This window comes from Bacillus sp. FH (genome assembly GCF_052216825.1).
GTDB lineage: Bacteria > Bacillota > Bacilli > Bacillales > Bacillaceae_G > Bacillus_A > Bacillus_A paranthracis.
On record NZ_JBQOUU010000001.1, the window covers coordinates 2,371,962 to 2,383,372 of the forward strand.

The following is an 11,411-nucleotide window of genomic DNA, read 5'->3' on the forward strand; positions in this document are numbered from 1 at the left end:
GGGCAGTTGCCCCCCACCTAACTTCTTTGCTTCCGCTGAATTTTGAGGCGGGGGTCTTACTGCCCACAAATAGCGGAATAAACAACAGAAGCCCGCTTTGCTACCGTCTTAGCAAAGCGGGCTTCTTCTATATTTAAGTTAGGTACTACAGTGTGATCAATCAAGTAAAGAGGTGTAACGTGTTATTGGTATAAATGACTACCTGTTTCTTTAAATTCTTTCGCTTTCTCTTTCATTCCTTTTTCAATTGCTTCTGTCGTTTCTAAATCATTTTCTTTTGCATATTCCCGAATATCATGTGAAATTCTCATACTACAAAACTTCGGTCCACACATGGAACAGAAATGAGCCGTTTTCGCACCTTCTGCTGGCAACGTTTCATCGTGATACTCCATCGCGCGTTCAGGATCTAAAGATAAATTAAATTGATCGCGCCAACGGAATTCAAAACGAGCTTTTGAAAGTGCATCATCACGCTGATGAGCCGTTTTGTGCCCTTTCGCCAGATCAGCTGCATGCGCAGCGATTTTGTACGTAATAACACCTTCGCGTACATCATCTTTATTCGGTAAACCTAAATGTTCTTTCGGCGTTACATAACAAAGCATCGCTGTTCCAAACCAGCCAATCATCGCAGCTCCAATTGCGGATGTAATATGGTCATAACCTGGTGCAATATCTGTCGTTAACGGTCCAAGTGTATAGAATGGTGCGCCCTGGCAAATATCAAGCTCTTTCTCCATATTTTCTTTAATTAAATGCATCGGTACATGCCCAGGCCCTTCAATCATAACTTGCACATCATGTTTCCAAGCAATCTTCGTTAATTCACCAAGTGTTTCAAGCTCAGAGAACTGCGCTTCGTCATTTGCATCTGCAATCGAACCTGGACGTAATCCATCTCCAAGAGAGAACGAAACATCATACTGCTTCATAATTTCACAAATCTCTTCAAAATGAGTGTATAGGAAGTTTTCTTTATGATGGTATAAACACCACTGCGCCATAATTGAACCACCGCGCGAAACGATACCTGTCGTACGCTTTGCAGTAATCGGAATGTAACGAAGTAATACGCCAGCGTGAATCGTAAAGTAATCTACGCCTTGCTCCGCTTGCTCAATTAACGTATCACGATACACTTCCCACGTTAAATCTTCTGCAATTCCGTTTACTTTTTCAAGCGCTTGATAGATCGGTACAGTTCCAACTGGTACAGGCGCATTACGAATAATCCACTCACGCGTCGTATGAATGTTTTTACCTGTAGATAAATCCATAATCGTATCTGCACCCCAGCGAGTAGCCCACGTCATCTTCTCTACTTCTTCTGCAATAGAAGAAGATACAGCAGAGTTTCCGATATTTGCATTCACCTTCACGTGGAAATTACGTCCAATAATCATCGGCTCTGCTTCAGGATGGTTAATATTCGCTGGTAAAATAGCGCGACCTTCCGCAATTTCCTTACGAACAAACTCAGGTTCTACCCCTTCACGAATCGCAACATATTCCATCTCAGACGTAATGATGCCATTACGTGCATAATGCATTTGCGTAACATTTGCACCTTGCTTCGCTCTAAGTGGTTTACGATCCATTTGCGGGAAAACAGGTGTATGTTTCGAAGCCACCTTCACACCGTCATCCTCTGGTTTCACTTCGCGCCCTTCGTATGCTTCTACATCATTACGCTCCAGTATCCAAGAGTGGCGTGGCGTTGGAATCCCCTTTTCCAGCTCCACTTTATACGCGGGATCCGTATAAGGACCGCTCGTATCATATACGCGAATTGGCGGATTCGGAACGCCGTTTGTATCGCTTTGTTCAATCTCACGCATCGGCACTTTCATACCTTCTCGTGGTCCATCCACATACACTTTCTTACTTCCTGGTAAACTCGATTTCAATTCAATTTGCTCAGCTGAAACAGACTGTTTCATAACCTTTGTTGCCCCCCTGTACGTGACAAGGACGAGATATGGCCAGCGTATGCCAAAATAAAAAGAGCCAGGTCCATAAAAAAATAAGGACCTGGCTCATAAAGACATCATTATGTAAAGCCGTTAACTTCCCTACGCTGGTACGAGCCAGATCAGGTCCAAAGGGTTAAGAAGTTCACGCGCTTCTCTCTCAGCCTACGCATACGTTAGGCACCCCTAGTTTATCACTGATTTAATTTTCAATACTTTCTCATCATACACGATAATCTGAAAAATGCAAAGTTTATTTCTTTTGTTGTTTATGGAATCATCCACGTTAAATAATATGCCTGTACATACGTCATAATACCAACAATAATTACGAAGAATAAACTATGCTTCACTGTAAACCGGAATAAATCTGATTCTTTTCCAGCAAGTCCAACTGCTGCACAAGCAATGGCAATCGATTGCGGAGAAATCATTTTTCCGGTTACACCGCCCGTTGTATTCGCTGCAACGAGAAGTACTTCAGATACACCGACTTGCTGCGCTGTAATTGCTTGTAAATTTGAAAATAATGCATTCGCTGAAGTATCAGACCCTGTTAAGAATACACCAATCCATCCTAAGAATGGTGAGAAGAACGGGAATAGTCCGCCAGTTCCTGCTAGTGCTAACGCTAGTGTAGAAGATAGCCCAGAATAGTTTGCGATAAATGCAAATCCTAATACGAATCCAATAGATAGAATTGGCATTTTAAGTTCACTTAAAGTTTCTTTAAATGTTACCACTGCATCTTTTACACTCATTTTCAAAATAAACATGGAAATGAGACAAGCAATTAAAATTGCTGTTCCCGTTGCTGATAATACATCAAACTTCAAAATTGCCTCGTAAGGCGTCGCTTTATTTACAATAGGCTCTGCTTTCATTACTAAATTGTGCAAGCCTGGAATTTCAAACTTAAATACAAGACTTTCTAACGCGCCTCCTGGAGCAAATAATGCTTTAAAGAAACTTTGACTCCAAATGACTACCATAACCGTTAATACGATAAATGGAGACCATGCCTTTACTACTTTTCCTAACGTTAATTTCGGCATCGATGCCGCTGTTGTTGCAGCTACTTCTCTATTTGCTTGCCCTGATTGATAAATTTCTTTTGGTTGCCATACTTTTAAGAACAGCGCTAAACTAACTAAACTTACAAGTGCCGACGTAATATCCGGAAGTTCTGGTCCTAAGAATGTCGCTGTTATGAACTGCGTAATTGCAAATGAGCTACCTGCTACAAGTAAAGCAGGCCACGTTTGTCTTACTCCTTTCAACCCGTCCATTAAAAATACGATAAAGAATGGAACAAATAATGATAAGAACGGTAATTGATGTCCAGCCATTTGTCCAATTTTATGTGGATCAATACCTGTTACTTGTCCAGCAACTGTAATCGGAATACCCATCGCTCCGAACGCTACTGGTGCTGTGTTTGCAATTAAACAAAGACCTGCCGCATATAAAGGATTTAGCCCAAGGCCTGCAAGAAGCGCTGCCGTAATCGCTACTGGTGCACCGAATCCCGCTGCCCCTTCTAAAAATGCTCCGAATGAAAAACCGATTAAAATAACGAGTAAACGATGGTCATTCGTAATGGATAATACAGATGCACGAATCACATCGAATTGACCTGTTTTCACAGATATTTTATATAAAAATACCGACATAATGATAATCCAAGCAATTGGCCATAGTCCGTATAAAAAACCATATCCAGTCGCTGCCATTGCCATCGTGAACGGCATCTTATAAGCGAATAATGCCACTAAAATTGTAAGTACAACTGTAATAACTCCTGCCACATACCCCTTCATGCGGAAAACTGCTAAAGCTAAGAAAAAAAAGATAATCGGAATAAGTGCGACCGCCGCCGAAATCCAAATGTTTCCGAACGGATCATAAACTTGTGTCCATGTGTTCATTGTTCTCTCCCCCTAAAGAATCCCCTTTTAAGTAGAATAACCTCATCAATAGACTATCAGGTCATCATACCTTTAAGTCTAAAAATAAAAAAACGTTTAAGAAAACGTTTTCAATAACTTTCATTTATACTGTACCATAACAATTTCCATTTAAAAAGATTTTTTTGAAAATTTTATTATTTAACAAAAAAATCTTACAAAACCGTCATGTTCTTGTAATGTTCATCGATAGAAAGCTTGCCAAAACTATTGCATAATAATAGTATAACAACGGACATTATTTATGAGGTGATATATATGAATGGAAACAAAATATTAGCAGCTTTATCATACTTTAGTGTATTATTTGCCCCTATCTTATTCCCTATTATTGTGTGGATTGTAGGCGATGCTGAAACGAAACCACATGCAAAACGTGCTCTATGGACACACATTATCCCAAGTATCGCTACATTCATTGGCGTAACTATTTTAGGAATTATGGGTCTTGGATCTGATCAACCGGATGTAACACTGGGCATCGGTACAATGATTGTCTTATGTATTTGCGGAATCATTAGCTTATACTACTTCATTTGGAACATCGTGAAAGGTATTAAAGTACTGAAAGCTTAATCTCTTTTTAAACAAACGTTTGATTAAAAAGAAAAACCGTCCCAAAATACCTTTTTGGGACGGTTTTTTTATCTTCTGCGTTTCTTCTTTTTTCTCATCATTTTCTTACGGCGCGTATTCACTTTATCCGCTATAATGTGAAGCGTGCTTGCCACAACAATTCCCATTACGAACGTTACAATTTCAACCTCATGTTCCTTCGCCATTTCTATTAAATTCCCGTCAAGCGCGATTACATTTAATAGGAATAAAAACGGAGAAAACACAATTAACATGTATGCAATACGAATCACATCACCAAGTATAATTGTGTGTGTAAAGAAGGAGCGATGCGGCATCACCTTCTTATACGGATACCAAAATATACGCAGGAATCCCCATTTATTATACGCATTACTATACGTATCTAAATCCGGTGTTAAAAATGTAGTACCTACTAAAAAGCCAATTGCAAAAGTTAATAAAAAATCAAAATTTGTTAGTCCATACGAAAAGAGCAGAAACAAAACAACCGGAAGGGATATTAAGTTTATTTTCGTATGCGTTCTTCCTGATGGCATAATACACTTCCTCGCTTACGTTCGCCCTGTCACCATGTGACAGTTCTCACCTATTGATCTAATTTCTGATCGATAAAGGATGTGTCTATATCCGAACCAAACCATTCTGCCAACTTCACTCGCGCCTTATCTTTTACATCATCATCGACGTATAGCGACGCTTGTAATAATGCAGCCATTAACGCCCCTAAATCATCCGTATAACCAATTCCAGCAACGAAATCTGGAATCGCATCAATCGGTGCAATAAAATAAGCAAGTGCTCCAATTACAATAATTTTCACTCGTTTTGGAACATCTGGTTTCTGCAAAACGTAAAACAACAATAAACTTGCATAAATAACTGACTGCCCTGCCTGCTTTGCGACATGTTTTACTTTCTTCCAAAATGCTTCAACTGAAAATTTTTGCTCCATGTAAAGGCCTCCCTATTTTTTAAAAGAAATAAGCTACAATATGTTTTCAGTAAAAGTTCATCAAAATTACACATAATCTATCAATGAACTTTCATTGTAACAAACAAACTCAAAAAGAACAAGTGTTCGTTAATTTTTACATATTTCCCTTCATATAATAGGTTTCTAGATAACCACTTACCCATTGTCATTTCTTATTTCTCAACAAGAGATTTTTCACTTTCACTTAACATTCTGCTCTACCTTTGTTATATTTTCTAGTTGACGGACATATAAACGAATGTTAAAGTTTTCTCTGGTAGTGACAAATCTCATACAAAAAATGTAAAATGTTATAGTGTTTCTCAGAAATGAATTTTGTTGTATAATACAGAAATGACGTTATGCTTATGAGTAACACAGGAAACTAAAAGGGTATGCATAGTTATAGTCGTATATGGGTGAATATAGAACCTCTAATTATGGCCAAGAAAACTATGTATTTTTTATTTTAGCATTTTTCGCTCCAAAATCGACCAAGCCTGATAGAGAAAGGGTGGAAATGAATGAAAGAAACCTTGAAATCACAATTTCAAAATGTGCGTTTCACTGTATTCGTAGCTTTAGCCTTATGGTTGAAGACATATCTTATTACACGCACAAGCTTTGATTTAAAACTTGAATCTTTCATGCAAGAATTCATTTTATTCCTTAGCCCATTAGCAGCATCATTACTGCTTGTTGGTCTTGCATTATTTGCAAAAGGGAAAAAACGTAACTATATAGCACTTGGAATTAATTTTATTTTAACAATCGTTCTTGTTGGTAACGTAATGTTCTACGGATTCTACAATGACTTCGTTACTTTACCAGTACTAGGACAAACATCCAACTTCGGAAGTTTAGGTTCTAGTGTAAAAGAATTGTTTAACTACAAAATTATCCTTGCATTTGCTGATATTATCGTATTCTTCATTTTATTGAAGAAGATGAAGAATTTTGCACCGACAGAACGTGTAGCACGCCCAATGCGTTCCCTATACTTCGTGTCAACAATTGCTATTTTCTTCGCAAACTTAGGACTGGCAGAAGCTGAGCGTCCAGAACTATTAACACGTTCATTCGACCGCGTTATGCTTGTTAAAAACTTAGGTTTATATGTACATCAAGTGTATGATCTTGGCTTACAAGCAAAATCAAGTTCACAAAAAGCATTTGCTGACGGTAGTAAGTTACAGGAAACAGAGAACTACGTAAAAACAACGCAAAGCAAACCAGATCCAAATATGTTTGGTACTGCAAAAGGGAAGAACGTAATTGTTGTCTCTCTTGAGTCATTACAAACATTCTTAATTGGTGCAACAGTTAACGGACAAGAAGTTACACCATTCTTAAACCAATTTACGAAAGAAAGTTATTACTTTGATAACTTCTTCCATCAAACTGGGCAAGGAAAAACATCTGATGCTGAATTCTTAGTAGATACTTCAATGTATCCACTAGACCGTGGTGCTGTATTCTTCACACACGGTAACAACGAATATACAGCAACTCCAGAAATTTTACGCCAGCAAGGATACTACACTGCAGTATTCCACGCAAACAACGCAACATTCTGGAACCGTAACATTATGTATCCGGCACTTGGTTATGATCGTTACTACAACGAGCTTGACTACAAGATTACGCCAGAAACGAAATTAAACTGGGGATTAAAAGATATCGAATACTTTGATCAGTCAGTCGATATGTTAAAACAAGTGAAGCAACCGTTCTATACTCGCTTCCTTACTTTAACAAACCATTACCCGTTCACTTATGATGACAATACAAAATTAATTGATGAATACAATTCTGGTGATGGTGTATTTGACCGTTACATGGTAACAGCTCGCTACTTAGACGAAGCAATGAAACACTTTATTGAGCGTCTAAAAGCAGAAGGTATTTACGATAACTCAGTTATCGTATTCTACGGTGACCACTACGGTATTTCTGAAAACCATAACCGTGCAATGGCACAGTTCTTAGGAAAAGAAGAAATTACTGCATTTGACCATATGAACTTACAAAAAACACCGATGTTTATTCACGTTCCAGGTCAAAAAGAAGGTAAAACAATTTCAAAACCAACTGGTGAAATTGACATTAAACCAACTATTCTAAACTTACTTGGTGTAGACTCTACGAATGACGTTCGATTCGGTCATGACGTATTCTCACCTGATAATAAAGGCTTCGTTGTTCTTCGTGATGGTAGCTTCGTTACAGATAAGTACATGTACACGAACAGTACATTCTACGACCGCGCTACTGGCGAAGTTGTACAACTGCCAAAAGAGGAATCTCAACCACTTATTGATCGTGCCCAAAATGAATTGAACATGTCTGACAAAATCATTGAGGGTGACTTACTTCGCTTCTCTGAAAGCAACAAGATCAAAACTGGTGAAGTAAAGACAGCTATTAAAGAAGAAAAGAAGAGCGCTGAGTAATCTCAGCCTCTTTTTTTATATTTCTCCATACAATTACTTATATTCATTAACTTTAACATTACATAACCTTTACCAAATATTCATATAAAATTAATGAAGTATCTCTATAATAAAATATGTAAACGAGGTTCTATATATTTCTTATCTCTCATCTGTAATAAGATCCCTTAAAGAAATATGTGAATCGTTTATTTCTACTTTCTTATAATTGTCTTTCAATATGTTTTGTTTCCATACACAAAACATTCAATAAGACGATGTCCCTATGAAAGATAGCTACCCTCCTTGTGCAGCATTCCATAAGAATGTTGCTTTTTTTTATTTAAAAGCAGGATTCTTATTTCTTATTTTCGAATTTGTATATACGAAATGCTGTAAATCACTACCACTTCTCTACCATTTACAAATACATATACGTCATATGTAAAGAATTACTCACATAAAAATTAGTATTGTGACTTCTTTACTTACGAAAGGATGGGATCGAAATTGGCATATGAAAGATTTGTACTTTGGAATGATGCAGTTATTGATACAACGAAACAGAAAACGTACATAGACCTTGAAGAGAGAGGCTTGCAGTTTGGGGATGGTGTCTACGAGGTTATTCGTCTATATAAAGGGAACTTTCACTTATTAGATCCGCATATCACAAGATTATATCGCTCCATGGAAGAAATAGAATTAACACTCCCTTTCTCAAAAGCGGAACTGATTACCCTACTTTATAAACTAATCGAAAATAATAATTTCCACGAAGATGGAACGATTTATTTGCAAGTATCTCGTGGTGTACAAGCTCGTACCCATACGTTCTCATATGACGTCCCTCCAACAATCTATGCCTATATTACAAAGAAAGAAAGACCAGCGTTATGGATTGAATATGGTGTACGTGCCATATCAGAACCGGATACGCGTTGGCTACGCTGTGATATTAAATCATTAAATTTATTACCAAATATATTAGCTAATACGAAAGCGGAACGAAAAGGTTGTAAAGAGGCCCTTTTCGTACGAAATGGTACTGTAACTGAGGGAAGCCACTCTAACTTCTTTCTAATTAAAAACGGAACTCTTTACACACATCCAGCTAATCACCTTATTTTAAACGGCATTATTCGTCAATATGTCCTTTCTTTAGCGAAAACCCTTCGTATTCCAGTACAAGAAGAGCTTTTCAGCGTTCGTGATGTTTATCAAGCGGATGAATGCTTTTTTACAGGAACGACGATTGAAATTTTGCCGATGACTCATCTTGATGGAACCGCAATCCAAGATGGTCAAGTTGGCCCTATCACTAAAATGCTGCAACGATCATTTTCTCAGAGTTTGTTACAATCCAATATGTCATCTTCTTAAACACGAATAATTTCTATCCTTTCTACATTCAATATATGTATTTAAATGGAAATCAAGGTATAGATTTATGCCTTGATTTTTTCTTGTAATCTTTTTGTCATATTCAGATTCCCGCATAAGTCTTGACAGTAATCGACATGCTCTTTAGAATTTTTAACAGTTGGTAAATATTTCTTCACTACATTACAGACAGAAAGGAATCGACAAATTATGAAAAAATACCTTGCCGGTCTTGCGGCAGTGTCTGTAGCAGGAGGAGCAGCACCTACACTTGATAGTGTTCAAGCTGCCCCTGAACAAAATACACAAAAAGCTGCTACAACTGTCCAAGCTTCTGCATCAAACAGCTCATCTTATACGGTAAACGCTAGCGTATTACATGTTCGTGCAGGATCAAGTACTTCTCACGACATCATCTCGCGCGTTTATAACGGTCAATCATTAAACGTGATTGGCGAAGAAAATGGTTGGTTCAAAATTAACATGAATGGACAAACAGGCTTTGTTAGTGGCGAATTTGTATCAAAAAATGGTGCAAGCAATTCCAATGTAAGTACAACAGGCGGAAACAATAAAGTTACTGCTGATGTATTACGTGTACGTACTGCTCCTAACACTTCTAGTTCTGTTTCAGGACGTGTATATGCAGGACAAACATTAAACGTAATTGGCCAAGAAAATGGTTGGGTGAAAATCAACCATAATGGACAAGTTGGCTATGTAAGTGGCGAATTCGTATCTGGTGTTTCTGCTAATGCAGGTTCTTCAAACAACAATACGAATAATAATAACCAAGAATCTGTAAAACCAACAAGCGGAAACTATACAGTAAATGTATCTTCCCTTCGTGTTCGTACAGGTCCTAGCACTTCTCACACAACTGTAGGTTCTGTTACAAAAGGACAAGTCGTACAAGTTGTTGGCGAAGTTCAAGATTGGTTCAAAATCAATTATGCAGGACAAACAGCTTACGTAAGTAAAGACTACGTAACAAAAGGTGGTTCTAGCGATAACGTTACACAAGGAAACAACCAAGATAACAAACAAGAACAAAATAATAATGTAACTGTTCAAACTGGCGGTACTTACGTTGTTAACGCAACATCTCTACGCGTACGTACAGGCCCTGCTACTTACCATAGCGTAATTGGTGGCGTATTAAATGGTACGACATTAAACGTAATTGGCTCTGAAGGTAGCTGGTTTAAAGTTAACTATCAAGGAAAAACAGGCTACGTTAGTAGCGAATTCATGAAATTCGTTAAAGGTGGCACTACTACTCCTGAGCAACCAAAACAACCTGAACAACCTAATCAAGGTGCAATTGGTGACTACTACATTAATGCTTCTGCCTTAAATGTACGTAGTGGTGAAGGTACAAATTATAGAATCATAGGCGCACTTCCACAAGGACAGAAGGTTCAAGTAATCTCTGAAAACTCTGGATGGAGCAAAATTAACTACAACGGTCAAACTGGTTATATCGGAACACGTTACCTTTCTAAAACACCAGTTGGCGGCGCAGTAGATAATAAGCCTAACAACAATCAAAATAACAATCAAAACAATAACAACAATACAGGTAATAATAGCGGCAACAGTTCTTCTATACTTGCATATGCAAAAGGAATGCAAGGCGTACCATACGTTTGGGGCGGAACTTCTGCTAACGGTGTGGACTGCAGTGGCTACATCTACCACGTATTTAAGAAATTTGGTCATAACATTAGCCGTCAAAGTGTTGCGGGATATTGGGGTAGCCTACCACAAACTTCAAATCCACAACCAGGCGACTTAATTTATTTCCAAAACACTTATAAATCGGGTCCTTCTCACATGGGTATTTACCTTGGGGGCGGATCATTTATCCAAGCTGGAGACAAAGGTGTAGCAATCGCTTCATTAAGCAATTCTTATTGGAGTAAGCACTTCTTAGGTTATACGAAAGCACCTTAAGTTATATTTTTAGAGCCTTCTAGATTACTAGAAGGCTCTTTTTAATGTGTATAACCTATTTCCCTAAAAAAATAATGTATCTATTTTCCTATTTCATACACTATATTCTACAATAATGATCCATAAC

General features: G+C 37.8%; 8 protein-coding genes and 1 riboswitch. Of the genes, 4 read left to right on the top strand and 4 right to left on the bottom strand.

Features of this window, described 5'->3' with window-relative positions; all coding sequences use genetic code 11:
- Positions 1-182 precede the first annotated feature (182 nt).
- Positions 183-1,943 carry a phosphomethylpyrimidine synthase ThiC gene (gene thiC, locus ACTT1L_RS12635; protein ID WP_000814470.1) on the bottom strand — a complete coding sequence of 587 codons (1,761 nt, stop codon included), beginning with the start codon at positions 1,941-1,943 and terminating at the stop codon, positions 183-185.
- Positions 1,944-2,055: 112 nt separating this feature from the next.
- Positions 2,056-2,171: riboswitch (TPP riboswitch) on the bottom strand.
- Between the two features lie 71 nt (positions 2,172-2,242).
- On the bottom strand, positions 2,243-3,901 hold the full coding sequence (gene lldP / locus ACTT1L_RS12640; RefSeq protein WP_061131827.1) for an L-lactate permease: 1,659 nt from the start codon (positions 3,899-3,901) through the stop codon (positions 2,243-2,245).
- 297 nt (positions 3,902-4,198) lie between these two features.
- On the opposite strand from lldP, the gene ACTT1L_RS12645 reads away from it, so the two are divergent.
- Positions 4,199-4,516: a DUF4870 domain-containing protein gene (locus ACTT1L_RS12645; RefSeq protein WP_001014100.1), complete on the top strand. Its 318-nt coding sequence runs from the start codon at positions 4,199-4,201 to the stop codon at positions 4,514-4,516.
- Between the two features lie 68 nt (positions 4,517-4,584).
- On the opposite strand, the gene ACTT1L_RS12650 is transcribed toward ACTT1L_RS12645, so the two are convergent.
- Together ACTT1L_RS12650 and ACTT1L_RS12655 are read right to left on the bottom strand one after the other, a co-directional pair.
- On the bottom strand, positions 4,585-5,076 hold the full coding sequence (locus ACTT1L_RS12650) for a metal-binding protein (RefSeq protein ID WP_001139074.1): 492 nt from the start codon (positions 5,074-5,076) through the stop codon (positions 4,585-4,587).
- A 50-nt stretch (positions 5,077-5,126) separates the two neighbouring features.
- The gene (locus ACTT1L_RS12655) at positions 5,127-5,492 is read right to left on the bottom strand and encodes a YkvA family protein (RefSeq protein WP_000435502.1); all 366 of its coding nucleotides are present in this window, start codon (positions 5,490-5,492) and stop codon (positions 5,127-5,129) included.
- A 545-nt stretch (positions 5,493-6,037) separates the two neighbouring features.
- On the opposite strand from ACTT1L_RS12655, the gene ACTT1L_RS12660 reads away from it, so the two are divergent.
- From ACTT1L_RS12660 to ACTT1L_RS12670, 3 genes are all read left to right on the top strand, one after another.
- Positions 6,038-7,966 carry an LTA synthase family protein gene (locus ACTT1L_RS12660; RefSeq protein WP_048553009.1) on the top strand — a complete coding sequence of 643 codons (1,929 nt, stop codon included), beginning with the start codon at positions 6,038-6,040 and terminating at the stop codon, positions 7,964-7,966.
- 477 nt (positions 7,967-8,443) lie between these two features.
- Positions 8,444-9,328 carry a D-amino-acid transaminase gene (locus tag ACTT1L_RS12665; RefSeq protein ID WP_074543814.1) on the top strand — a complete coding sequence of 295 codons (885 nt, stop codon included), beginning with the start codon at positions 8,444-8,446 and terminating at the stop codon, positions 9,326-9,328.
- 210 nt (positions 9,329-9,538) lie between these two features.
- A complete protein-coding gene (locus tag ACTT1L_RS12670) occupies positions 9,539-11,284 on the top strand; it encodes a C40 family peptidase (RefSeq protein WP_061131829.1) in 1,746 nt (581 codons plus the stop codon).
- The last annotated feature ends 127 nt before the right edge of the window (positions 11,285-11,411 follow it).

Coding starts and splice junctions, on each gene's coding strand:
- thiC (WP_000814470.1), bottom strand. CDS start 1,943: ATGAAACAGTCTGTTTCAGCTGAGCAAATTGAATTGAAATCGAGTTTA.
- lldP (WP_061131827.1), bottom strand. CDS start 3,901: ATGAACACATGGACACAAGTTTATGATCCGTTCGGAAACATTTGGATT.
- ACTT1L_RS12645 (WP_001014100.1), top strand. CDS start 4,199: ATGAATGGAAACAAAATATTAGCAGCTTTATCATACTTTAGTGTATTA.
- ACTT1L_RS12650 (WP_001139074.1), bottom strand. CDS start 5,076: ATGCCATCAGGAAGAACGCATACGAAAATAAACTTAATATCCCTTCCG.
- ACTT1L_RS12655 (WP_000435502.1), bottom strand. CDS start 5,492: ATGGAGCAAAAATTTTCAGTTGAAGCATTTTGGAAGAAAGTAAAACAT.
- ACTT1L_RS12660 (WP_048553009.1), top strand. CDS start 6,038: ATGAAAGAAACCTTGAAATCACAATTTCAAAATGTGCGTTTCACTGTA.
- ACTT1L_RS12665 (WP_074543814.1), top strand. CDS start 8,444: ATGGGATCGAAATTGGCATATGAAAGATTTGTACTTTGGAATGATGCA.
- ACTT1L_RS12670 (WP_061131829.1), top strand. CDS start 9,539: ATGAAAAAATACCTTGCCGGTCTTGCGGCAGTGTCTGTAGCAGGAGGA.